The 24549-nt window shown below is 41.8% G+C and carries 18 protein-coding genes and 1 pseudogene; 13 read left to right on the plus strand and 6 right to left on the minus strand.

What is annotated here, in order from left to right; genetic code table 11:
• Nucleotides 1-72 precede the first annotated feature (72 nt).
• The 3 genes from ftsW (at nt 73) to tpiA (ending at nt 3734) form a co-directional block, all read left to right on the plus strand.
• Nucleotides 73-1362, plus strand: coding sequence for a cell division peptidoglycan polymerase FtsW (gene ftsW, locus ACFORE_RS05950; protein ID WP_154454186.1), 1290 nt, complete (start codon nt 73-75; stop codon nt 1360-1362).
• Between the two features lie 238 nt (nt 1363-1600).
• Nucleotides 1601-2797 (plus strand): elongation factor Tu, encoded by a 1197-nt coding sequence (gene tuf, locus ACFORE_RS05955; protein WP_154454187.1) that lies wholly within the window; start codon nt 1601-1603, stop codon nt 2795-2797.
• A gap of 178 nt (nt 2798-2975) precedes the next feature.
• Complete coding sequence (gene tpiA / locus ACFORE_RS05960) at nt 2976-3734, plus strand: triose-phosphate isomerase (RefSeq protein WP_154454188.1); 759 nt, start codon at nt 2976-2978, stop codon at nt 3732-3734.
• 93 nt (nt 3735-3827) lie between these two features.
• On the opposite strand, the gene ACFORE_RS05965 is transcribed toward tpiA, so the two are convergent.
• From ACFORE_RS05965 to ACFORE_RS05980, 4 genes are all read right to left on the minus strand, one after another.
• On the minus strand, nt 3828-5063 hold the full coding sequence (locus ACFORE_RS05965; RefSeq protein ID WP_154454189.1) for an aminoacyltransferase: 1236 nt from the start codon (nt 5061-5063) through the stop codon (nt 3828-3830).
• Nucleotides 5063-6277, minus strand: a complete 1215-nt coding sequence (locus ACFORE_RS05970; protein WP_154454190.1) for an aminoacyltransferase — start codon at nt 6275-6277, stop codon at nt 5063-5065. The genes ACFORE_RS05965 and ACFORE_RS05970 overlap by 1 nt, the downstream gene beginning before the upstream one ends.
• The gene (gene yidA, locus ACFORE_RS05975) at nt 6277-7086 is read right to left on the minus strand and encodes a sugar-phosphatase (protein ID WP_269725534.1); all 810 of its coding nucleotides are present in this window, start codon (nt 7084-7086) and stop codon (nt 6277-6279) included. The genes ACFORE_RS05970 and yidA overlap by 1 nt, the downstream gene beginning before the upstream one ends.
• Before the next feature lie 116 nt (nt 7087-7202).
• Nucleotides 7203-8504, minus strand: a complete 1302-nt coding sequence (locus ACFORE_RS05980) for an HD domain-containing protein (protein ID WP_264879798.1) — start codon at nt 8502-8504, stop codon at nt 7203-7205.
• A gap of 173 nt (nt 8505-8677) precedes the next feature.
• On the opposite strand from ACFORE_RS05980, the gene ACFORE_RS05985 reads away from it, so the two are divergent.
• The 5 genes from ACFORE_RS05985 (at nt 8678) to ftsX (ending at nt 15039) form a co-directional block, all read left to right on the plus strand.
• Nucleotides 8678-9064 (plus strand): YwiB family protein, encoded by a 387-nt coding sequence (locus tag ACFORE_RS05985; protein WP_154454193.1) that lies wholly within the window; start codon nt 8678-8680, stop codon nt 9062-9064.
• A 203-nt stretch (nt 9065-9267) separates the two neighbouring features.
• Nucleotides 9268-11949, plus strand: coding sequence for a cation-translocating P-type ATPase (locus ACFORE_RS05990; protein WP_293963498.1), 2682 nt, complete (start codon nt 9268-9270; stop codon nt 11947-11949).
• Nucleotides 11950-12280: 331 nt separating this feature from the next.
• Nucleotides 12281-13376 (plus strand): peptide chain release factor 2 gene (gene prfB, locus ACFORE_RS05995; protein ID WP_154454195.1). Its coding sequence is split into 2 segments (ribosomal slippage): nt 12281-12352 and nt 12354-13376, totalling 1095 coding nucleotides; the frame shifts between segments, so codons are not numbered across the junction.
• Nucleotides 13377-13424: 48 nt separating this feature from the next.
• Nucleotides 13425-14117, plus strand: coding sequence for a cell division ATP-binding protein FtsE (gene ftsE, locus ACFORE_RS06000; protein ID WP_154454196.1), 693 nt, complete (start codon nt 13425-13427; stop codon nt 14115-14117).
• Nucleotides 14110-15039, plus strand: coding sequence for a permease-like cell division protein FtsX (ftsX, locus tag ACFORE_RS06005; protein WP_154454197.1), 930 nt, complete (start codon nt 14110-14112; stop codon nt 15037-15039). The genes ftsE and ftsX overlap by 8 nt, the downstream gene beginning before the upstream one ends.
• 42 nt (nt 15040-15081) lie before the next feature.
• Here the strand turns inward: ftsX and ACFORE_RS06010 are convergent, their stop codons facing one another.
• A complete protein-coding gene (locus tag ACFORE_RS06010; protein ID WP_154454198.1) occupies nt 15082-15717 on the minus strand; it encodes an MBL fold metallo-hydrolase in 636 nt (211 codons plus the stop codon).
• Nucleotides 15718-15832: 115 nt separating this feature from the next.
• On the opposite strand from ACFORE_RS06010, the gene ACFORE_RS06015 reads away from it, so the two are divergent.
• From ACFORE_RS06015 to ACFORE_RS06035, 5 genes are all read left to right on the plus strand, one after another.
• Nucleotides 15833-18316 (plus strand): bifunctional DnaQ family exonuclease/ATP-dependent helicase, encoded by a 2484-nt coding sequence (locus ACFORE_RS06015; RefSeq protein WP_154454199.1) that lies wholly within the window; start codon nt 15833-15835, stop codon nt 18314-18316.
• Nucleotides 18317-18346: 30 nt separating this feature from the next.
• The gene (locus tag ACFORE_RS06020; RefSeq protein WP_154454200.1) at nt 18347-18817 is read left to right on the plus strand and encodes a cell wall elongation regulator TseB-like domain-containing protein; all 471 of its coding nucleotides are present in this window, start codon (nt 18347-18349) and stop codon (nt 18815-18817) included.
• Entirely contained in the window at nt 18814-20007 is a 1194-nt protein-coding gene (locus tag ACFORE_RS06025; RefSeq protein WP_154454201.1) for a pyridoxal phosphate-dependent aminotransferase, read from the plus strand. Before ACFORE_RS06020 ends, ACFORE_RS06025 begins: the two co-directional genes overlap by 4 nt.
• 53 nt (nt 20008-20060) lie before the next feature.
• On the plus strand, nt 20061-21407 hold the full coding sequence (gene asnS, locus ACFORE_RS06030) for an asparagine--tRNA ligase (protein WP_154454202.1): 1347 nt from the start codon (nt 20061-20063) through the stop codon (nt 21405-21407).
• 134 nt (nt 21408-21541) lie between these two features.
• Complete coding sequence (locus tag ACFORE_RS06035; protein ID WP_154454203.1) at nt 21542-21922, plus strand: RidA family protein; 381 nt, start codon at nt 21542-21544, stop codon at nt 21920-21922.
• Between the two features lie 46 nt (nt 21923-21968).
• On the opposite strand, the pseudogene ACFORE_RS06040 reads toward ACFORE_RS06035, so the two are convergent.
• Nucleotides 21969-24512, minus strand: a pseudogene (locus ACFORE_RS06040) (acyl-CoA dehydratase activase-related protein); the annotation flags it as partial.
• Nucleotides 24513-24549: the final 37 nt, after the last annotated feature.

Raw genomic sequence — 24549 nt, forward strand, 5'->3', positions numbered from 1 at the left:
TTAGCTTAGAAAGATGGTATAATGGCAGGTGGTTATTACATCCAGAGATCATATGTCTTAATAGGAGCGTTTATGAATATTTCGAAGAGGCATTTACTGAATTATTCAATCCTTGTGCCTTATTTAATTTTATCTGTGATTGGTTTGATTGTCATTTATTCGACCACAAGCCCATCCCTTGTCCAATACGGGTTAAACCCTTTTCGGTCAGTTCTTAACCAAGGAATGTATTGGGGCATCAGTTTAGCTGCTATCTTTTTCATTTATAAATTACGTTTAGACTTCTTGAAAAATCCAAAAGTCCTGACAACGACTATGATCGTTGAAGTTGTTCTCTTGTTAATTGCGCGTTTCTTTACGCGAACGGTTAACGGGGCGCACGGTTGGATTGTGATTGGTCCCATTAGTTTTCAACCAGCAGAATACCTGAAAATCATCATTGTCTGGCTGTTGGCTTATACGTTTTCACGGCGCCAGAAAGAAATTGAAATCTATGATTACCAAGCCTTGACCAAGCGGCGTTGGATACCAAGGCGTTGGAGTGATTTAAAAGATTGGCGCGTGTATTCGCTAGGGATGATTATGCTGGTCGCAGCACAGCCTGACCTTGGAAATGCAGCTATCATCGTTTTGACTGGCTTGATCATGTATTCAGTCAGTGGGGTAGCTTACCGTTGGTTTTCTGCTATTTTGATTACCGTCACGACCTTATCAGCTGGATTTTTAGGCTTAATCTTTGCCATTGGTGTGGAAACCATGGAAAAAGTGCCCGTCTTTGGTTATGTTGCCAAACGTTTCAGTGCCTTTTTCAATCCTTTTGATGACTTGACCAACGCAGGACACCAGCTAGCTCATTCTTACTATGCCATGAGTAATGGTGGTTGGTTTGGTAGAGGTTTGGGGAATTCCATTGAAAAAGGTGGTTATCTTCCTGAGGCGACAACCGATTTTGTCTTTTCCATTGTCATGGAAGAATTAGGTTTGATTGGAGCAGGACTTATTCTTGCTTTGCTGTTCTTCTTGATTTTACGTATTATGCACGTGGGGATTAAGGCTAAAAATCCTTTCAATGCCATGATTGCACTAGGAATTGGTGGCATGATTTTGATGCAAACCTTTGTCAATATCGGTGGTATCTCAGGCTTGATTCCATCAACAGGGGTTACTTTCCCATTCTTATCCCAAGGGGGAAATAGCTTGTTGGTGCTCTCGGTTGCCATTGGTTTTGTGCTCAATATTGATGCCAATGAAAAACGTGAAGAGATTATCAGAGAAGCAGAAGCAGAACTCCAAGCACAAAACACCAATCACCCCTATGCAGATAATGTCATTGATTTGGATCAATTGTTCCATAATGACTAAATGATTTTTTGACCAAAGCAAGTATTTTGTCTTGCTTTGGTTATTTTTTTTGAAAGAAATAACATTGGGAAATCGCTTGATTTTAAGGGATTTACAGGCATTCTTGAAAATTTAGACGCATAAGAAATAGTTAAATGCTTGCAATTCCTTTATAATTTGATAAAATAGTAGGGTAAGGTTAGACTGTATTGCCTACCGTCTATCTATAAAATATATTTTATTGGAGGCTTTTACCCAAATGGCAAAAGAAAAATACGATCGTAGTAAACCACACGTTAACATTGGTACAATCGGACACGTTGACCATGGTAAAACTACTTTGACAGCTGCAATTACAACAGTTCTTGCTCGTCGTCTTCCAAGCGCAGTTAACCAACCAAAAGACTACGCTTCTATCGATGCTGCTCCTGAAGAACGCGAACGCGGTATCACAATCAACACTGCACACGTTGAGTACGAAACTGCTAAACGTCACTACGCTCACATCGACGCTCCAGGACACGCGGACTACGTTAAAAACATGATCACTGGTGCTGCCCAAATGGATGGTGCTATCCTTGTAGTAGCTTCAACTGACGGTCCAATGCCACAAACACGTGAACACATCCTTCTTTCACGTCAAGTAGGTGTTAAATACCTTATCGTCTTCATGAACAAAATCGACCTTGTTGATGACGAAGAATTGCTTGAATTGGTTGAAATGGAAATCCGTGACCTTCTTTCAGAATACGATTTCCCAGGTGACGATCTTCCAGTTATCCAAGGTTCAGCTCTTAAAGCCCTTGAAGGTGACACTCACTACGAAGACATCATCATGGAATTGATGGACACTGTTGATGAATACATTCCAGAACCAGAACGTGATACTGACAAACCATTGCTTCTTCCAGTCGAAGACGTATTCTCAATCACTGGTCGTGGTACTGTAGCATCAGGACGTATCGACCGTGGTACTGTTAAAGTCAACGACGAAGTTGAAATCGTTGGTATCCGTGACGACATCCAAAAAGCTGTTGTTACTGGTGTTGAAATGTTCCGTAAACAACTTGATGAAGGTCTTGCAGGGGACAACGTTGGTGTGCTTCTTCGTGGTATCCAACGTGATGAAATCGAACGTGGTCAAGTTCTTGCTAAACCAGGTTCAATCCACCCACACACTAAATTCAAAGGTGAAGTTTACATCCTTACTAAAGAAGAAGGTGGACGTCACACTCCATTCTTCAACAACTACCGTCCTCAATTCTACTTCCGTACAACTGACGTTACAGGTTCAATCGAACTTCCAGCAGGTACTGAAATGGTAATGCCTGGTGATAACGTAACTATCGACGTTGAATTGATTCACCCAATCGCCGTTGAACAAGGTACTACATTCTCAATCCGTGAAGGTGGACGTACTGTTGGTTCAGGTATCGTTTCAGAAATCGAAGCTTAATTTGAATTAACTAATTAAGTTCCCAGATAACAATTATTTAGTCAGATAGTAATTGTGGAGAGTCCCGTTAGGGGCTCTTTTTTTGTGACTTTCCTCTCTAAAAATAGTGTCGAACCTTTCAAACCTGCAGAAAATATGATAAAATAAGGAGTAAAAAAAAATAGAAGAGGTATGTGAAATGTCACGTAAACCATTTATCGCTGGTAACTGGAAAATGAACAAAAATCCAGAAGAAGCTAAAGCATTTGTTGAAGCAGTAGCTTCTAAATTGCCTTCATCAGAACTTGTTGAAGCTGGTATCGCAGCTCCTGCACTTGACCTTTCAACAGTTCTTGCTGCAGCTAAAGGTTCAGAACTTAAAGTTGCTGCTGAAAACTGCTACTTTGAAAATGCTGGTGCTTTCACTGGTGAAAACAGCCCTAAAGTATTGTCTGAAATGGGAACTGACTACGTTGTAATCGGTCACTCAGAACGTCGTGAATACTTCCACGAAACAGATGAAGACATCAACAAAAAAGCAAAAGCTATCTTTGCTAACGGTATGCTTCCAATCATCTGCTGTGGTGAAACTCTTGAAACTTACGAAGCAGGTAAAGCTGCAGAATTCGTAGGTGGACAAGTTTCAGCTGCTCTTGCTGGCTTGACTGACGAACAAGTTTCTTCACTTGTTATCGCATACGAACCAATCTGGGCTATCGGTACTGGTAAATCAGCTAGCCAAGACGACGCACAAAAAATGTGTAAAGTTGTTCGTGACACAGTTGCAGCAGACTTCGGTCAAGCAGTAGCTGACAAAGTTCGCGTTCAATACGGTGGTTCAGTTAAACCTGAAAACGTTGCAGCATACATGGCTTGCCCAGACGTTGACGGTGCCCTTGTTGGTGGTGCTTCACTTGAACCAGAAAGCTTCCTTGCTCTTCTTGACTTCGTTAAATAATCAAGAAACGTTGAAGCATAATAGATGGCCTGTTTTTAGCAGGTCATTTTTTGTATCAAAAAAACCTTGGAAACCAATCTCCAAGGTTTTCTTTTATTGGCGTCCCAATAGTCTTTTTACTTGTTGGATGGCCTTGTATCTAAGCGGTCGAGGGTAATAGCGGAAAGTTCCCATCTTACGCGTGATATAGCCATTGTAGTTTTGTTTGAAGCGTAAAACACCATCTGAACCATCAAAATTTCCAGTGATACCAAGCAAATTATAATTGGTAATGCCGCGTTTGATGGCTTGCAACATAACGTATTCCTGAAGCAAGGCAGGTGCGTAGAATTTATTAAATTCTGGATAAGAGCCTGAGAATAGGTAGACAGCTTCTTGTTTGGTGTAAACAAAGAGGCTACCTGCCAAGGTTACGTGTTGTGTTCCGTATTTGGCAATAAATGCTTTGGCTTCTGCAATACGAACGTCAAAGGTGTCGGATTGGCTGGCTAATTCGCGCAGCTGATTTTGTTTCTTCTCAGAATGAGGATTTTTCTCCAAATCAGCTTTGAGTTTAGCTATTCTTTGCTTAAGTTTGCCTTGGTCATTTTCTAGATGATTTAGATAATCTTGAAAATTAAGGCTTGCTACCATAAATTCACAAGAATCCCCAAAACTGTCGTAAAAATCTTGATAATATTCAAGGGATTTGTCCATGTAATCTCGACGGTCTGAGGTGGCAGAAGTGATTTCTTTAAAAAGAGGCAATTCCTCTCGGTCAAGCTTTCTTAGCGTAATGCCAAAGGTCTTGGCTTTCTTAACCAATGGACGTCCTTTTTTGCTGAAGGATTTGAGCAGGGATTTGTCATCTAAGTCTGTCAAATCCTTGAGGTAATGCCAATCAGGTTCGCCACCAGGGTAGCCAGTCAAAAGCCCGTCATGCTGGTAACCAAGCGAGAGAAAATCCTCTAACAAGGCGGTTTGCTCTTGGTCAGTTGGCTTGCCATCGGTGTCGAATTGTTGGTAAGTGTCGTAGGGTTTCACCAATAATTCAAGGGCACCGTTTTCTTTGGCGTAGGTCTGCAATTCCTGATAAAAGGCTTTTAAATAGCGTTTATCGCGTGAAACGGGACCGGAATTGATTTCCATGTGCAAGCCCCCTGTCATTGGCAAGCTAAAAAGGATAGCAGCTACTTGCAATTGCCCTTGGTCTTTAAAGCCAAGATAGGCAACCTGATAACCACGTTTGCTGAGCAGCTCCGCCATTTCGCTAGATTGCATGAATGATTTGTAGGGAACGCTGTTACAAAAAGTCCTAAAAACGTCTTTTTCAATAATCTCAAGAGGCATTAATGGCCATTTCTCCTTTGTTTGCGAATGTTGTAAGCAAGGTTAGATAGCCCATAAAGAGCACGATTGACAGGAATGTTGAATTCGCCAATGAACTCTTCGATGGTTGGGTTGAAGTTTGTTTTAAATTTGGTTAAACCGTCGTCAAGTGTCCCTTCAACACCACCCATATTTGCCCAAATGATGCCATCAGCGTAGGCATCTTCAAAAGCTTTTGGATAGAGTGAATATTGTGGGTAGAATTTTTTGAATTCATCATTCATACCAGCGTAAAGCATTTCCATGACGTTGCCAAATGATACAGACAAGATACCTGCAATAATGAGTTCATCTGGGTATTTTTGAACGAATTCTTCAAATTCTGCAATGTATTTTGTGACAGAATTCTTTTGTTGGGTTAATTTGGTCAAACGTTTTTTCTGGTTTTCTTTTGTTTCTGCTAAATCTTTTTCAATTTGAGCAAGTTGTTCTTTGTATTCCGCTAGGCGTTTTGGTAAATTAACTTTGGCAAGGTGAAGGTAAGCATCATCACCGTAAGTTTCCATCATTTTGCGGAAATAATCTTCGTTACGAAGAGCAACCCCTTTACGATTTTCTGTAAGAGCAACGACGTCTGCAAAGGCTTTGACATCATCGATGCTTCCACGGCTAGTTATTACACCACGGTGAATCGCATCTTTCATCAAGCGTTTGGTGTGCTTAGGAAATGTTGCAGTCATGTCTTCTTGGGTATAGACATTGGCTTGGTAACGTGGTTGAATGCTTTCAGCAATCGTTGTTGTGCGTCCAGTCCATTCACAACCTGCAGCCTTCAAGTTTTCGATAGCCGTAAGGGTTTCTGCATTTTCTTCCACGTTTTCACCGATTTTGTATTGTTTGAGCAACAAAGCTGGGTCAATTTTGATGAAGAGGGCACGTTTGGTTTTTCCGAATTTTTTGAGTGAGTTGATGACAAAGGCAACTAATTCTTTGTCACTGTAATCCATAATGGGTCCGCGAGGAATGTAAAGCATGGTGAAGCCAAGTGGCAAGGATTTGATGAGAACAGATGCTGATGCCACTAATTGGCCATCTTTGTAGAAACCAAGACGTTCATTGTCCCAGTTGTCCTTGATTTTTGCCCAATTAGATGATTGCAACAGATTGGTTTGGTCACTTGCTTTGGCAAATTGGTCGTGTTCTTCAGCAGAAATGCCGATTTTATAGCTATACATTATTTTAAAACCCACTTTCTAAGGGCGTAAGCAACGCCGCTTTCTTCATTTGATTTGGTGATATATTTGGCAATTTGTTTGAGTTCTGGTGTGCCATTTTCCATGACAACAGGATTGCCGACTGCCTCCAACATGGCTCGGTCATTTTCAGCATCACCGATGGCCATTGTTTGGTCAAGGCTAAGTCCCATTTTTTCAGCAAGGTGTGTGATGGCATTGCCCTTGCTGGCTGTTTTGTTTAAGATTTCCAAATAAAATGGTGTTGATTTCACGATTGTGTATTTGTCGTAAAATTCTTGTGGGATTTTAGCAATAGCTGCATCAAGAATTTCAGGCTCATCGATAAACATCATTTTAATGATTTCCTTGTCGCCCATTTCTTCTGGTGTGCGGTAGTAAATAGGCATATTGACCAAGGTTGATTCGTGCACGGTGTATTTTCCAATGTTACGATTGGCAGTAAAAATCCCTTCTTTGGTAATGGCGTGCATGTGGACATTTAGCTTACGGCTGAGAAATTCAATATCAAGATAGTCATCATAGGTCATGACTTCTGTGATGATGTTCTCACCTGTGGCTGTGTCTTGCACCAAGCCACCATTAAAAGTAATGACATAATCGCCAGTGTCTTTTAAGTTTAAGTCGTCCAGTAAGATCTGAACACCAGCAATCGGACGTCCAGTAGTGATAACGACCTTAACCCCTTGTTTTTTAGCGTCTCGAACAGCTTCAAAAACCTCAGGTGTGATTTTGCGGTCATTGGTCAGAAGCGTGCCGTCAATATCAACGGCAACTAGTTTAATTGACATAGAGTATGGTATCCTTTCTAATTAGAAGAATCTACCTATATATCTTACTAAAAAGTGCCGTATTTGTCATGGAGATTCTAACAGATACGTCACTTTTTCAGTTTTTAACAATAAGGTTAGTCGTGGTAAGCAAAATGGTCGTTGGTAATGTAACTCATAAATTGCTCTTTGTCCTCAGTAAAGAGGTCATTTGCCTGCAACATTTCCTTTGGAAAATAGAAACGTCTATCACCGTAAGTTGTGCCTGACAAGGTCTTAACGATAGGTGATACGGTTGATAATTCGATGATAGAGCCATCTTTGCGAATCATGTTAATATCTGTTCGTGGTTCTTTTTTTTCAGGGCGGTAAATGTCATAAGGCAAATCAAAATTGGCATGAATACCCGTGTAATACTTAGGGTCAAAACCAACTGAATCAATCAACTTCACCAAGCAATCCAAATGCTTTTCAGCTGTCTCATCAAAGGTGATGGATTTGAAAATTTTACGGTTGACAAATCGACTGGCTAAATCCGCTAAAATATCATCGTCAGAAGCCATCCAAGCTTGAAAATAAGTGTTCATCACGCCATCGTCTAAAGCCAGATAATCCGACAAATCCGCTCGATTTTCCAGAAAAGGAATGAGATTTGGAGCGGTTTTCTTAAAGAAATGGCTGTCTTTTTGATAAAGGCGTTTGGCTCGTTTCAAGAGATTTTGTAGTAAGACTTCCATGCCACGGCTGGCAGGGTGAAAATAAACTTGCATATACATTTGAAAACGACTGACAATGTAGTCCTCAACGGCGTGCATGCCATTGTATTCAAAGACAATACCATTTTTGACAGGACGAATGACACGCAAAATGCGGGTTAAATCAAATTGCCCGTATTTTGTGCCACTGTAATAAGAATCCCTAAGCAAATAGTCCATGCGGTCGCAGTCAATTTGGCTAGAAATCAGTTGCACCACTTGTTTATTGGGATAGGTGTGGTTGATGACACTAGCCACTTTTTCTGGAAAATCAGGAGCCACTCGTCGCAAAATAGCGTTGATTTCAGTATCAGGACTGGTAATGATTTCCTGAGTGAAGGCTTCATGGTCAGTGCCAAACAATTTTTCAAATGTGTGGGAATAGGCCCCGTGCCCCACATCGTGCAAGAGCCCTGCCACCATGGTTAAAAGATTTTCATCAGTGTTCCAAATGTCGGGAAATTTTTCCTCAAAAATCTCAGTAACACGCCTAGCAATGTCATAAACGCCTAGACAATGCGAAAAGCGGCTGTGCTCGGCACCATGAAAGGTAAAGGCTGTCGTTGGGACTTGCTTGATGCGACGCAAACGTTGAAATTCTGCTGTGTTGATAAGATCATAAACCACGCGGTGATTGACCGTTATATAATTGTGAATAGGATCACGAAATACTTTTTCATTCATGCTCCCATTATACCAAAAAACGACTGGAACCCCCTAATCAAAGCATGTCAGACTTCTGTGCCCAAAGTTGTCATTCCAAGCGTTAAAAGGTATAATGAAAGAGACTTATCATGTAATAGAAAAGAGGGATTTGCCAGATTGATGGAGCTGTTGATTTGGCAGATGAGAGGATTATGCAATTACAGATTCGCAATAAAATCATCATGGATAACGAGGTGGAGTGGGTTGACGAAAGCTATCCTGTTACCGTAACCCCAAAAAATCAATACCTTTATTTGACTTATGTCAATGAAGAAGATGAGAAAGTTATCATCAAGTGCAATCAAGAGGAATTGGTCATGACGCGTTTTTCCACACCAAAATCCATCATGCGATTTCATGCTCAAAACCCTGCGGTTGTCTTGATTCCTACGCCGCTTGGTATCCAGCATTTTAAAACAGAAACCAGCCATTATGTTTTTGACCCCGACAAGAAAAGTGTTACCTTGCATTATTGTTTAAAAGCCCTTGAGGGAGAGTCTGCTTTGGCTGATTACGAGCTAGAATTGCGCTGGCAATAAGGCTTTGAAATAGGGAAAGCTGGTTGACAAATGCCTTGAAAATTGGTATTATGACCATGTATCAAGGGAGTAGCAGACGGGGATTCCCGTGGCCTAGTCGTCAATACGAAAGAAATTTCCGGCTATGTCTTAAACAGCGAGACTTGTTTTTTAAAACAGGTCTCTTTTCTATTTAGGAAAGAAGACCGAAGGAGGAAACTATTTTGTCTAAAGAACAAAGCAAAGATTTGTTTTATTTGAAGAGCGAGGACGAAACGCTTGACGCCTTGCACACCACCCGTGACGGTTTATCTGCGGCAGAAGCTAAAAAACGTTTAGATGAATATGGTCACAACGAACTTGAAGAAGCCCAGAAACGCTCATTGTTGGCTAAGTTTCTTGACCAATTCAAGGACTTGATGATTATTATCTTGCTTGTTGCAGCTGCCTTATCTGTTATCACTGAAGGAACAGAAGGGCTTACCGATGCTTTGATTATCCTAGCCGTTGTTGTGCTTAATGCGGCTTTTGGGGTTTATCAAGAAGGGCAAGCTGAAGCAGCCATTGAAGCTTTGAAAGATATGTCTAGCCAAGTGGCGCGTGTCAGCCGTGACGGACATGTCGTTGAAATTGATTCGAGAGAATTGGTTCCTGGTGATATTGTCATGTTGGAGGCCGGTGATGTGGTGCCTGCTGATATGCGTTTGTTAGAAGTCGCTTCCTTAAAAATTGAAGAAGCTGCCCTGACAGGGGAATCTGTTCCAGTTGAAAAGAGTTTGTCTATTAAAGTGGCTGATGATGCTGGTATTGGTGACCGTGTCAACATGGCTTACCAAAACTCTAACGTGACTTATGGTCGTGGTGTTGGGGTTGTTGTCAATACAGGTCATTACACCGAAGTTGGTAAAATTGCTGATATGCTTGCCAACGCAGACGAAACAGACACCCCATTGAAGCAAAACTTGAACCAATTGTCTAAGGTTCTTACTTACTTGGTTGTTGGTATTGCTATCGTGACCTTTATCGTCGGGGTATTTGTCCGTGGTGAAGAACCTGTTGAAGGCTTGATGACTTCTGTTGCCTTGGCGGTTGCTGCTATTCCAGAAGGGCTACCCGCTATTGTAACCATCGTCTTGTCAATGGGAACAACAACCCTTGCCAAACGCAATGCCATCGTTCGTAAATTGCCAGCCGTTGAAACCCTTGGTTCAACCGAAATTATCGCTTCAGATAAAACCGGAACATTGACCATGAACCAAATGACGGTTGAAAAAATCTACACTAGTGGCCAATTATTGGACGCTAAAGCAACGATTCCAGCTGATGATAAGACCTTGCGTATCATGAATTTTGCTAATGATACCAAGATTGACCCAGAAGGCAATCTCATTGGTGACCCAACCGAAACGGCCTTGGTTCAATTTGGTTTAGACCACGACTTTGATGTTCGTGATGTGCTTAAAAACGAACCTCGTGTGGCAGAATTGCCATTTGATTCTGACCGTAAGTTGATGTCAACGATTCACGAAGAAGCCGATGGACGCTACTTTGTGGCGGTTAAAGGGGCACCTGACCAACTCTTAAAACGTGTCACTCGCATTGAGGACAATGGCCAAGTTCGTGCTATTACAGATGACGAAAGAGCTACTATCTTATCACTCAATACAGACTTGGCTAAACAAGCCCTTCGTGTATTGATGATGGCTTACAAATACATTCCTGAAATTCCAAGTTTGGATTCCGAAAATGTGGAATCAGATTTGATTTTTGCAGGTCTTGTCGGTATGATTGACCCAGAACGTCCTGAAGCTGCCAAAGCTGTTAAGGTAGCCAAGGAAGCTGGTATCCGTCCTATCATGATTACCGGGGACCACCAAGATACTGCGGAAGCTATTGCTAAACGTCTAGGCATTATCGAAGATGACGGCCAAAACCATGTCTTTACTGGTGCTGAACTCAACGAATTGTCTGACGACGAATTCCAAAAAGTCTTTAAACAATATTCTGTTTATGCGCGTGTGTCACCAGAACACAAGGTGCGTATCGTTAAAGCTTGGCAAAATGAAGGTAAAGTTGTTGCCATGACTGGTGATGGTGTCAATGATGCGCCATCGTTGAAAACAGCTGATATTGGTATCGGTATGGGGATTACGGGTACAGAAGTGGCAAAAGGTGCTTCTGATATGGTCCTTGCCGATGATAACTTTGCGACAATCATTGTTGCTGTTGAAGAAGGACGTAAGGTCTTCTCAAACATTCAAAAATCCATTCAATACCTTCTTTCAGCCAATATGGCCGAAGTGTTTACCATCTTCTTTGCGACCTTGTTTGGTTGGGATGTGCTTCAACCCGTTCATTTGCTTTGGATTAACTTGGTAACCGATGCGCTACCAGCCATCGCCTTGGGTGTAGAACCTGCTGAACCTGGCGTTATGAAACACAAACCTCGTGGACGTCAATCCAACTTCTTTGACGGTGGGGTTATGGGAGCTATTATCTATCAAGGTATTTTCCAAACCTTGCTTGTCCTTGCCGTTTATGGTTGGGCAATCATGTTCCCAGAACACTCACAAGCTCACATGGTACACGAAGATGCCTTGACAATGGCCTTTGCGACACTTGGTCTTATCCAATTAGTCCATGCCTTCAACGTTAAGTCCGTTTACCAATCAATCTTTACTGTTGGTGCCTTTAGAAATAGAACCTTCAACTGGGCTATCCCAGTGGCCTTCTTGCTCTTGATGGTAACCATCGTTGTGCCAGGATTTAATCAATTGTTCCACGTTTCTCACTTGAGCGTGGGTCAATGGACTGCCGTTATCATTGGTAGTTTGATGATGCTTGTCTTGACCGAAATTGTCAAAGCTATTCAACGTGCACTTGGACAAGATGAAAAAGCCATTTAGAGATTTCTAAATAATAACAAAAGAATCAGATTGCTTAGCAGTCTGATTCTTTTGTTATGTGACTTTCAGTCCGTCACGCTCCGCAAGGTGCGTGACAAATAAACCACCCGCTATGCGGGTGGTTAGTGGTGTCGTCATGGTGGTGTGATGTTTTGTTATCTATTTGTCATTTTCTTGTTGTGATTGCCAAATGCCTTTTTGGTACTATTGTGTTAGCCTGCTGAATTAGCAGCTAAATAGTCAATAGGAAAACCCTTTCTGGCACCTATAATGGTAATTTTGCTTCCTTTGTGATAGAATAGGAAGAAGTAATGAATAAAGGAGTATGCTCATGGAAGTGGCTGAAATTCGCCAAAAAATAGTAGAAAACCAAGAGAAGTTGACTAGCTTCAGGAGGTCTCTTTGACTTAGACCGTCTGGAAGAAGATATCGCACTTCTTGAAAATAAAATGACGGAGCCTGATTTTTGGGATGACAATATTGCAGCCCAGAAAACCTCTCAAGAACTCAACGAACTCAAGCAAAAGTATGACACTTTTAATACCATGCAAGAGTTGTCTGATGAAACAGAGCTTTATTTGGAAATGTTGGATGAGGATAGTTCGGTTCAGTCTGATTTAGAAGAAAGTTTAGAAAAGCTTGATAAAATCATGACAGGCTATGAGATGACCTTGTTGTTATCAGAGCCTTATGACCGCAACAATGCGATTTTGGAAATTCACCCAGGTTCAGGTGGTACCGAGGCGCAGGATTGGGCAGATATGCTCTTTCGTATGTACACCCGTTATGGTAATGCCAAAGGCTTTAAAGTTGAAACGCTTGATTACCAAGCAGGGGATGAAGCGGGTATTAAGTCTGTTACTTTGTTTTTTGAAGGGCCAAATGCTTACGGACTGTTGAAGTCTGAAATGGGTGTACACCGTTTGGTGCGTATCTCTCCATTTGACTCAGCCAAACGTCGCCACACGTCATTTAGTTCAGTCGAAGTAATGCCAGAATTGGATGATACGATTGAAGTGGAAATTCGTGATGACGACATCAAAATGGATACTTTCCGTTCTGGTGGTGCTGGTGGACAAAACGTCAACAAGGTATCAACAGGGGTTCGTTTGACCCATATTCCAACAGGAATCGTGGTGTCGTCAACCGTTGACCGTACTCAATATGGTAACCGTGACCGTGCGATGAAGATGTTGCAGGCGAAACTCTATCAGCTCGAGCAAGAGAAAAAAGCACAAGAAGTTGATGCTTTGAAGGGTGATAAAAAAGAAATCACATGGGGAAGTCAAATCCGTTCTTATGTGTTTACCCCCTATACGATGGTTAAAGATCATCGCACAGGATATGAAGTGGCACAAGTTGATAAAGTGATGGATGGTGACATTGATGGTTTCATTGATGCCTATCTGAAATGGCGTATTGACTAGGAAAACAGTAAGTTTTTTAGGATGATTAAATCGTAAAGGAAAATATAAATGGCACTAATTGAAATGAATGGTGTGGACAAAAAGTATCGCCGATCAACCACTGCCTTGAGAGATATCAATGTAAAAGTCAACCAAGGTGAATTTGTATATATTGTTGGTCCTTCAGGTGCTGGTAAGTCCACTTTTATTAAGTTACTCTATCGTGAAGAAAAAGCGACAGCAGGGACAATCAAGGTCGGCAAATTTGATTTGAATAAATTAAGACGACGTGATATTCCTATGCTACGTCGTAGTATCGGGGTGGTTTTCCAAGACTACAAACTCCTTCCTAAAAAGACTGTGTTTGAAAATGTGGCTTATGCCATGCAAGTTATTGGAGAAAAGCCACGTGATATTAAAAAACGTGTTCCTGAAGTGTTAGACTTGGTTGGTCTAAAACACAAAATGCGTTCTTTCCCACACCAATTGTCAGGTGGTGAGCAACAACGTGTTGCTATCGCTCGTGCGATTGTTAACAATCCAAAAGTCTTGATCGCTGACGAACCGACTGGGAACTTGGATCCTGAAATTTCATGGGAAATCATGCAGTTGTTAGAACGTATCAATCTTCAAGGAACAACCATTTTAATGGCTACTCACAATAAGCAAATTGTTGATACCCTTCGCCATCGTGTTATCGCGATTGAGAATGGTCGCATTGTTCGTGATGAAGAGGAAGGAGAATACGGTTACGATGATTAGAAATTTTTTCCGTCATTTGTGGGAATCCATAAAAAGTTTAAAGCGTAATATTTGGATGACAATTGCTTCGGTTAGTACGGTTGCCATTACCTTGACACTTGTCGGTGTCTTTGCAGCAGTGCTATTAAATGTGGAGCGTTTGGCATCAGGTATTGAAAACAACATTCAAATCAATGTTTACCTTGATGTGGATTCGACAGATAACTCTGAAACTAAGACTAATGAAGCTGGCGAAACCGTCTCAAATGATGCTTACCACCAAGTCTATGACCAAATCAACAAGATTTCAGGTGTTAAGAAGGTTACTTATTCAAGTAAAGATGAACAGCTAGCTAAATTGCAAGAAACCTACGGGGACGATTGGAAACTCTTTGATGGCGATTCTAACCCTCTACAAGATGTTTATATCGTAGAAGCTAACTCACCATCTCATGTTAAAAAAGTAGCTGATAAAATCTCAAAAATCAGTGGTGTTGAATCCGTTGATTACGGTGGTTCAGATTCAGACCAATTGTTCAAAATTGCAAAATACATTCGAACATGGGGATTTGCTGGTATCGTCCTTCTTGTGCTTGTCGCAATCTTCCTTATTTCAAATACTATCCGTATGACCATTATGTCACGTCAACGCGATATTGAGATCATGCGTTTGGTAGGTGCAAAGAATTCTTACATCCGTGGACCATTCTTCTTTGAAGGAGCATGGGTTGGTCTTCTTGGAGCCATTTTGCCATCAGTGATTGTTTACTTTGCTTACCACTATGTTTACGGTGCTTTCAATCCACAATTTGAAATGCAAAGCCTATCATTATACTCAGCGGAAAACTTCCTTCCGTTAGTTATTGGTGGTATGTTCTTAATCGGTATTATCATTGGAGCACTTGGTTCAGTGATTTCAATGCGCCGCTATCTTAAAATTTAAAACAAGAAAACAACTTCTGCTTTTGCAGAAGTTGTTTTTGGTTTAGTTAAAGAAAGGGTTCATGTTTTTTTCATGGGCAATGGTGGTATCAGAGCCGTGCCCTGGATAAACCGCAAAATGATTTGGCAAGGTAAATAATTCTCGCTGAATGCTAGCTAGGAGTTCCTCACTATTTCCAGTTGGCAAGTCTGTTCGTCCGATAGTTTCTCTAAAAAGAGCATCACCACTCAAAACGACGTGGTCATCTGGGAAAATCAGCGATACACTACCATAAGAGTGTCCTGGCGTTGGGCGAACATAAAAATGAAAACCAGCGATGTGATAATCGTCTTCGTACTGGTAGTGATGTTCAGCAGGTTTTAAAATAACATCAGGCAAATCCGCATGGCGCTCCAAACCTGAAAAATTATCCTTTGGTGAATAGAGCCATGACGCTTCTTTTTCAGAAATATAAACAGGAGGATGTCCAAAATGCTCTCTCACCACATCCACGCTCATAATGTGATCATAATGAGCGTGGGTCAGTAAAATAGCCGCCACAGGGTTGTTCAGTGACGTGATTTTTTCAAGAATCATATCCACATCACTTCCAGGATCGACAACGATAATGGCTTGGTCATTGACCAACAAGTAAGTATTTTCACGCGCAACGCGATTAACTATTCTAAATATCTTCATAAAAAAAGTGTATCAAAATTTTGGTAAAAAGTCATACTAAAAGCCAGCTCGTTTACTGCTCATAAAGCCTCCACACAAATACAAGAAGAGTGGTGTGTGATATAATAGGATTGTTATGAAGTATGAACATTTCCTAAAATATGCTGTTGTGGACTTAGAGGCGACAGGAGCCCATGCCGCAGCAGAAATTATTCAAGTGGGTATCGTGATTATAGAAAATAATCAGATTACCAAGACTTATCAAACGGATGTCAATCCGCATGAACCCTTGTCAGAGCACATTATCCAGCTGACAGGTATTACCGATGATCAATTGGCCAAGGCCCCTGATTTTTCTCAGGTGGCGGGCGAAATTTACGACTTGATAGCAGATTGTGTCTTTGTGGCTCACAACGTCAAATTTGATGCCAATCTTTTGGCGGAACAGCTTTTTTGGCAAGGTTTTGAGTTGCGAACACCGCGCGTGGATACGGTCGAATTGGCTCAGGTTTTTTACCCAACTTTTGAAAAATACACCTTGGAGCATTTGGCTAAGGCCTTGGATTTGGATTTGACAGATGCTCACACAGCTATTTCAGATGCCTATGCGACAGCGCAGCTTTTTTTGCGCTTGCAGGCTAAAATCAATCAATTGCCAAAAGAAGTTTTGGAAAAGCTTTTGCCTTTTTCTGATAATCTGATCTTTGAAACGGGTATGCTCATTGAAGCGGGCTTTTCACAGGCCAAACCGTTTTCGCCAGCGACCTTTCAGATGGTGGGGGATTTGGTTTTACGCCGACCGCAGGCGATAACCGAGCCGCGTTGCCTGTCAGATGATTTTGCGGTTAATGTGGCTCTGCTTGGCCTAGACAATCGGGAGAAGCAGGCTCAGTTTGCTACTTTGGTCAAGGATGAATTTGCCTCATCAGCCGTTTCGTTTTTAGAAGCTCAAGCTGGGATCGGTAAAACCTACGGCTATCTCTTGCCTCTCTTGCATTTGGCACAAGATGAACAGGTGATTGTATCGGTTCCCACCAAAATCTTACAAGACCAAATTATGGCCAACGAAGCCAAACGCATTCAAGATGTTTTTCATATTTCTTGCCAATCCATCAAAGGGCCTAGCAATTACCTAAAACTAGATGCCTTTGTCGAGAGTTTGCATCATCAAGACGACAATCGCCTTATCAATCGCTACAAGATGCAGTTGCTGGTCTGGCTGACCGAAACAGAAACGGGTGATTTGGATGAAATCAAGCAAAAACAACGTTTTGCCGCTTATTTTGACTCCATCAAACACGATGGGGATTTGAGTGAGAAGAGTCTTTACAAAGAAGTCGATTTTTGGCAGGTAACCTATGAAAGGGCCAAGCACAGCAAGCTGTTGCTGGTCAATCACGCTTATTTCTTAGAACGAGTGCAAGACGACAAGGCTTTCGCGGCCAATAAGATTTTGGTTTTTGACGAGGCGCAAAAGCTGATGCTAAATGTTGAGCATTTCTCTCGTCGTCAGCTAAATGTCACTCAGTTAGTGACCTTATTAGAAAAACACCTGACAGCTAAATTGCCTGTGCTGGAAAAACGGTTGCTTGAAAACCTGTCCTTCCAGTTGAGCCATTTGGTGACACGTTTCTACCAAAATCAAGAAACATTTGTCACGACCGAGGCCATGGCAGCTATCGAGCAGACGGTCAAGGAACTTTTGGCGGTCAATCCTCAGTGGCGCCTCAATGGTTTAGAGGATTTGTGTTTGCTATTGTCCCATCATTTTACGGATTTTTGGATGGAGTCAATGCTTGAAAATGACAAGCGCCAAACCTACCTCAATGCCAGTAATGATGAGTTGTTGAATTTTCAAGAGTTTTTGCCTGAAACACGCAAAAACTATATGATTTCAGCAACCTTGCACATCAGTCCCCAAGTCAGTCTAGCGGATTTGCTGGGCTTTGACTCTTATCATTTTGTGAGTTTGGCTCATGAAAAAAGCAGTGGCCAGCGCGTGTGGATTGATGAAGAGATGCCAAATGTCACCCAAGTGTCTGAGGAAGCTTATGCCTTAGCTATTGCTGAGCGTCTTTGTCAGATTCAAAACTTAGGTGAGCAGGTCTTGGTTTTATTTAATGCCAGAGCGACGATGCTTGCAGTTTCAGATTACCTTGATGATAAGGGCGTTCCCCATTTGACACAGGATAAAAACGGTATGGCTTATAATGTCAAACGGCGTTTTGAACGCAAGGAAAGTGGGATGTTGTTAGGGACAGGCTCATTTTGGGAGGGGGTTGACTTTGTGCAATCCGATAAGATGATTGAAGTGATTACCCGCCTGCCTTTTGACAATCCTAAAGATATCTTTTTCCAAAAAGTCAGCAATCACTTGCTGGCACAAGCCAAATCACCATTTTACGATTATGCTTTGCCGCTGACGATTTTAAAACTCAAGCAAGCAATCGGTAGAACCATGAGGCGAGAAAACCAGCGCTCAGCTGTTTTGATTTTGGATAACCGCCTTTTAACCAAGTCTTATGGTAAATTGATGACCGATTCCTTAGCAGAAGAATTTCAGCTTTCTTCCCAAAAATTTGCAAAGTCATTAACAGAAATGAAGGATTTTTTGGTATAATAAAAAGGATAACTCAAAAGGGAGAAGTAAATGAAAAAATTAACACCAGTAAAACAATATTTACTTGGTTTTAGCATGGTTTTCTTAGTTCTCTTGATTTCTGCAGGGACGGTTTTATATCTCTCAATGAAACCAAAACTGGATGCAGAACGAACAGCTACCCAGGTCGCTATCAAAGCCGCTAAATTATCAAAAACTTCCTCTGTGGAACTCTATAATGGACCGAACACCTTTTATAGTGTTTATGGCACTACCGAATCAGGTGGTAAGCGCATTGTTTCAGTTGGTGAGGATAACCGAGAGGTTTATGTATATGCCGAAAGTGACGGGATTAGTCGCCAACAAGCCGAAGAAACAGCCGCAAGCAACGGTGCAACAGATATTTCCAAGGTGGTTTTTGGGATTTATGCCAAATCCCCTGTTTGGGAGGTGACGGCTACTAACGGTTACTATCTTGTGAATTTCAAAACAGGTGAGCTTATTAAAAAGGAGGGCGTATGACAAACTTATCAAAACGTGTGTTAAACATGGACGAAAGTGTGACTTTAGCAGCTAGTGCACGTGCCAAAGCCTTAAAAGCAGAAGGACGTGATATTTTATCACTAACCTTGGGGGAACCAGATTTTGAAACCCCTAAAAACATTCAAAAAGCAGCTATTCATTCCATCAAAAATGGGAAAGCCAGCTTTTATACCGTAGCTTCAGGACTTCCTGAGTTGAAAGACGCTATCGGTCAATACATGAAAAATTATTACGGCTACTTTGTTTCTCGTAATCAAGTCGTTGTGGGAACAGGTGCCAAATACATCCTATACACCTTTTTCACAACGGTTCTTGATCCAGGTGACGAAGTGATTATTCCATCACCATGTTGGGTATCTTATGTGGACCAAGTGAAAATGGTTGGTGGGGTACCTGTGACAGTGGCTACGACACAAAAAAATCATTTTAAAGTCACAGTAGAGCAATTAGAAGCTGCTCGCACAGATAAAACCAAAGTGATTTTGCTCAATTCCCCTTCTAACCCAACAGGTATGATTTATACCCGTGATGAGCTAGAAGCAATTGGTAACTGGGCAGTAGCAAATGGCATTTTAATTCTAGCTGACGACATTTATGGTCGTTTGGTTTACAATGGCAATGTCTTTACCCCTATTTCAAGCATTTCTGAGGCAATCAGAGAACACACCATTGTTGTTAATGGCTTGTCTAAAACCTATGCTATGACAGGTTGGCGTGTGGGATTTGCGGTTGGTAATGAAGACATTATCTCTGGTATGGCAAAAGTCATCAGCCAAACCACTTCAAATTTGACCACCGTTTCACAATATGCAGCTATTGAAGCCTTGACAGGCCCACAAGATTCCATTGAAAGCATGCGTCGTGACTTTGAGGACCGTCTAAATACCATTTACCCACTCTTGTGTGAAGTTCCTGGTTTTGACGTGATTAAACCACAAGGTGCCTTCTATCTTTTCCCAAATGTGAAAAGAGCTATGGAATTGAAGGGTTACACAGACGTTACTGACTTTACCAATGACATTCTTGAAGAAGTTGGGGTGGCTTTGGTAACAGGTGCTGGTTTTGGAGCTCCTGAAAATGTTCGCTTGAGTTATGCGACCGATTTGGTAACTTTAAAAGAAGCTGTGAATCGATTGAAATTGTTTATGAAATTGGATTCCAAATTATAATAAAGCATAGTGTTTTGCTCAGATGATGAGAGGAAACATTGGAAAGAGGAAATATGTCTACAGATTACGTATCAATTATTGATGTTAAAGACCATGTTGGCGAAGAAGTGACTATCGGTGCATGGGTTGCTAACAAATCAGGAAAAGGAAAAATTGCTTTCTTACAACTTCGTGACGGAACTGCATTTTTCCAAGCCGTGGCCTTCAAACCAAACTTTATCGAAAAATTTGGTGAAGAAGAAGGAACTGAAAAATTCAATACCATCAAACACCTTAGCCAAGAAACGTCTATCCTTATCACAGGGATTGTCAAAGAAGATTCACGTTCAAAATTTGGTTATGAATTGGACGTCACAGATGTCAAAATCGTAGGGCACTCAGAAGATTACCCTATTACACCAAAAGAACACGGAACGGATTTCCTTATGGACCACCGTCATTTGTGGTTGCGTTCTCGTAAACAAATGGCTATCATGCAAATTCGTAACGCTATCATTTATGCTACTTATGACTTCTTTGACAAAAATGGTTTCATCAAGTTTGATAGCCCAATCTTGTCAGGAAATGCAGCAGAAGATTCAACAGAGTTGTTTGAAACAGACTACTTTGGAACACCTGCTTACTTGAGCCAATCAGGTCAATTGTACCTTGAAGCTGGGGCTATGGCACTTGGTCGTGTCTTTGACTTTGGTCCTGTTTTCCGTGCTGAAAAATCAAAAACCCGCCGTCACTTGACAGAGTTTTGGATGATGGATGCTGAGTATTCATTCTTGACACATGAAGAATCACTTGATTTGCAAGAAGCTTACGTTAAAGCCCTTATCCAAGGTGTGCTTGACCGTGCACCACAAGCCCTTGAAATCTTGGAACGTGATGTTGATTTGCTTAAAAAATACATTGCAGAGCCATTCAAGCGCGTGTCTTATGATGATGCCATTAGCCTTCTTCAAGAACATGAAAATGACGAAGATGCTGATTACGAACACCTTGAACACGGTGATGACTTTGGTTCACCACATGAAACATGGATTTCAAACTACTTTGGTATGCCAACCTTTGTGATCAATTACCCAGCAAGTTTCAAAGCTTTCTACATGAAACCCGTTCCTGGTAACCCAGACCGCGTTCTTTGTGCGGACTTGCTTGCTCCAGAAGGTTACGGTGAAATCATCGGAGGTTCTGTCCGTGAAGACGATTACGATGCTCTTGTAGCTAAAATGGATGCTCTTGAAATGGACAAATCAGAATACGAATTTTACCTTGACCTTCGTAAATACGGTTCAGTGCCACACGCTGGATTTGGTATTGGTATCGAACGTATGGTGACTTTCGTTGCTGGTACTAAACACATTCGTGAAGCCATTCCATTCCCACGTATGCTTCATCGTTTGAAACCATAAGGTGATTAACATTAGAATAACAGAAAAGAGCCATTTGGCTCTTTTTTTCTTAGCAAAAAGTTAGTTATAAGATATTTTAATATTCAGAATATTTTGTTATAATAATCCTACTGAATGAAGAAAAGGAGTTCATTATGGCAAAAACCATTCATACAGATAAAGCCCCAGCAGCAATTGGTGCTTACGTGCAAGGCAAGGTCGTTGGTCAGTTCCTTTTTGCATCAGGTCAAGTGCCTTTATCGCCTGAAACTGGGGAAATCATTGGAACGACTATCCAAGAACAAACCCAGCAAGTTTTAAAAAATATCGGTGCCATTTTAGCCGAAGCGGGAACAGACTTTGACCATGTGGTCAAAACGACTTGTTTCCTAAGTGATATCAATGATTTTGTCCCATTTAACGAAGTTTATGCCACAGCCTTTAAAACGGATTTTCCAGCTCGTTCAGCGGTTGAAGTGGCGCGTTTGCCAAAAGACGTTAAGGTAGAAATTGAAGTGATTGCCTACCTTGATTAAAGATAAGAAAATCTCCTACGAGTTCTTTCTCATAGGAGATTATTTGTTAAGAATGATTTGTGAGTGAAGCTTTTTGCATTTTCTTGGCTGTTGTCATCATCAAGCGGATACGGTTTAGTTGGTTCACTTCTGATGAACCTGGGTCGTAATCAATTGGTGCGATGTTGGCCCCTTTGTATTGGCGGCGCAATTCTTTGACCATTCCTTTACCAACGATGTGGTTTGGTAGGCAGCCAAAAGGTTGTAAGCAGACGATGTTTTTAACGCCATTATTGAGCAATTCAATCATTTCACCCGTCAAGAACCAGCCTTCCCCCGTGTGATTGCCGATAGAAATCACTTTTGAAGCTCCCTTGGCAATGTCATAGATGGATTCAATGCCTTCAAAACGTTGGGATTTTTCAAGGGCTTTATTCATTGGTTTTTCGAGAAGATTGATGGCATCAATGCCGAGTTTGGCAAATCGTTTGGCTTTTTGGCTCATGTTAAGCTCATCAGCCTTCCAAATTTGATTGAACAGTGAATAATTCATAAAGCCAATCAAGTCTGGCACGACCGCCTCGCCCCCTTCTTGTTCAATGATAGCAACGATGTCATTGTTGGCTGTTGGAGCGTATTTGACTAAAATTTCTCCGACAACGCCGACACGTGGTTTTTGACCAAAATCAACGGTTTCAAGGGTGTCAAATTCCTTGATAATGCGTTTCATATTGCGGTTAAATTCAAAGTAAGAACCTGTTTTGATGTTGTGGCGAGCAACTTCAAGCCATTTATCATAGAGGGCATTGGCAGAGCCTGGTACGGCTTCGTAAGGACGCACGCGGTAAAGCACACGCTCAAACAAGTCTCCATACAAAACGCTGATGAGTAGGCGTTTGACAAAGGAATAAGTCAAGTTCCAGCCTGGTGTTTCTTCAGTTCCTTGATTGCCCATGGAAATAGACACCACGGGAACTTGTGCAAATCCTGCGTCTTTTAAGGCTTTACGCAAGAGCGGAATGTAGTTTGTTGCCCGACAACCTCCTCCCGTTTGGGTCATCATGACGCTGGTGTGCTCCAGGTCATATTCGCCACTTTGCAAGGCTTCAATCAACTGACCGATAGAAATGATAGCAGGGTAACAAGCATCGTTATGAACGAATTTGAGGCCGACGTCAACCGCTTTTCTGTCCATGGCTGGCAATACCGCGACCTTGTAGCCAGCTTGTTTAAAGGCTTCTTCGATGAGCCCATTTTGGTGAATAGGTGATAGCATAGGCATCAAAAGCGTGTGCGTCTTTTTCATGTCCTTGGTAAAGACAGGTTCTTGGGGTTCGGTTTCTTCGGCTTGGCTGTCAAATTGCGGTGCTTGGTTGAAGATGTGTTTTAATTGAGCTTTTTGGGCTTTTTTATCTCGTTCTTCAACGGCAGCTTTAAGCGAACGCAAGCGAATACGGATAGCCCCGAGGTTACTTCCTTCGTCGATTTTTAGGACGGTGTAGAGCTTGTTGTGTCCACGCATGATTTCTTCCACTTGGTCAGTAGTCACGGCATCCAGCCCGCAACCAAAACTGTTGAGCTGCACCAGTTCTAGATTTGGATTTTTTGAAACGACTTTAGCAGCAGCATAGAGGCGAGAATGGTAAACCCATTGGTTAACCACGCGCAGTCCTGACACTTCTTCTAAACCAGCCACCATGTCCTCTGTCAAGACATGAAAACCTTCTTGCGTGATAATATTGGCAATACCGTGATTGATTTCAGCGTCAAGGTGGTAAGGGCGACCAGACAAGACAATGGCTTTTTCGCCCTTGGTAGCAAGAGTGGAAAGCAGTTCGTCAGCTTTATCTTGCAAATCTTGTTTGAAATCGGCTAAGGCTTGGTAGCCATGTTCGACGGCTCTTCGAATGTCCTCAAGCGTGATGTCATCGTAAACACGAAAAGCCTTGCTAAGGGATAGCACAACGGATTCGTGGTCTGCTAAATTGACAAAGGGATGGAAATAAGCCACTTCCCCATTGCGAATAGGGTCCATGTTTTTCTCGATAACTTCAGGATAGCTTTGAACAATAGGACAGTTGTAGTGGTTCGGTGCCTTGCTATTTTCAATTTGCTCGTAAATGACACTTGGGTAGAAAATCGCATCCACTTTGCGGTCAATCAAGCTTTGAATGTGGCCGTGTACCATCTTGGCAGGGTAACAAACCGTATCACTTGGAATGGTTTCAATCCCTTTTTCAAACAAGGTTTTGTCTGATTTTGGGGACAATTGCACACGAAAACCAAGGTCGGTTAAAATGGTGTGCCAAAGGGGATAGTTTTCATACATATTGAGCACACGAGGAATGCCGATAATGCCATGGACAGCGTCACGTTTTGAGAGAGCTTTAAATTTAAAAAGTTTTTTATATTTGTAATCAACGAGGTTTTCTTTTTGGTTGCTGCGGTCAAATGTGATTTTGGTGACTTTTTCTGCTCCGCGTTCGCAACGGTTACCTGTGACAAATTTGGAACCGTCATTGAAAATGGTCACGGTCAAAGCACAGTTGTTTTCACACAAGCCGCAACGGGTGAATTCTTTTTGGGTGGTAAAGTTATCCAGTTCCTCTAGCCCCATCAAACGTGAGGTTTGGGGTTGGTGTTCCAGT

This window comes from Streptococcus alactolyticus, from assembly GCF_042649785.1.
Classification (GTDB): domain Bacteria; phylum Bacillota; class Bacilli; order Lactobacillales; family Streptococcaceae; genus Streptococcus; species Streptococcus alactolyticus.

Bases quoted from the DNA above. Each gene is read 5' to 3' on its own strand.
- ftsW (WP_154454186.1), top strand. From the start codon at position 73: ATGAATATTTCGAAGAGGCATTTACTGAATTATTCAATCCTTGTGCCT.
- tuf (WP_154454187.1), top strand. From the start codon at position 1,601: ATGGCAAAAGAAAAATACGATCGTAGTAAACCACACGTTAACATTGGT.
- tpiA (WP_154454188.1), top strand. From the start codon at position 2,976: ATGTCACGTAAACCATTTATCGCTGGTAACTGGAAAATGAACAAAAAT.
- ACFORE_RS05965 (WP_154454189.1), bottom strand. From the start codon at position 5,063: ATGCCTCTTGAGATTATTGAAAAAGACGTTTTTAGGACTTTTTGTAAC.
- ACFORE_RS05970 (WP_154454190.1), bottom strand. From the start codon at position 6,277: ATGTATAGCTATAAAATCGGCATTTCTGCTGAAGAACACGACCAATTT.
- yidA (WP_269725534.1), bottom strand. From the start codon at position 7,086: ATGTCAATTAAACTAGTTGCCGTTGATATTGACGGCACGCTTCTGACC.
- ACFORE_RS05980 (WP_264879798.1), bottom strand. From the start codon at position 8,504: ATGAATGAAAAAGTATTTCGTGATCCTATTCACAATTATATAACGGTC.
- ACFORE_RS05985 (WP_154454193.1), top strand. From the start codon at position 8,678: ATGCAATTACAGATTCGCAATAAAATCATCATGGATAACGAGGTGGAG.
- ftsE (WP_154454196.1), top strand. From the start codon at position 13,425: ATGGCACTAATTGAAATGAATGGTGTGGACAAAAAGTATCGCCGATCA.
- ftsX (WP_154454197.1), top strand. From the start codon at position 14,110: ATGATTAGAAATTTTTTCCGTCATTTGTGGGAATCCATAAAAAGTTTA.
- ACFORE_RS06010 (WP_154454198.1), bottom strand. From the start codon at position 15,717: ATGAAGATATTTAGAATAGTTAATCGCGTTGCGCGTGAAAATACTTAC.
- ACFORE_RS06015 (WP_154454199.1), top strand. From the start codon at position 15,833: ATGAAGTATGAACATTTCCTAAAATATGCTGTTGTGGACTTAGAGGCG.
- ACFORE_RS06020 (WP_154454200.1), top strand. From the start codon at position 18,347: ATGAAAAAATTAACACCAGTAAAACAATATTTACTTGGTTTTAGCATG.
- ACFORE_RS06025 (WP_154454201.1), top strand. From the start codon at position 18,814: ATGACAAACTTATCAAAACGTGTGTTAAACATGGACGAAAGTGTGACT.
- asnS (WP_154454202.1), top strand. From the start codon at position 20,061: ATGTCTACAGATTACGTATCAATTATTGATGTTAAAGACCATGTTGGC.
- ACFORE_RS06035 (WP_154454203.1), top strand. From the start codon at position 21,542: ATGGCAAAAACCATTCATACAGATAAAGCCCCAGCAGCAATTGGTGCT.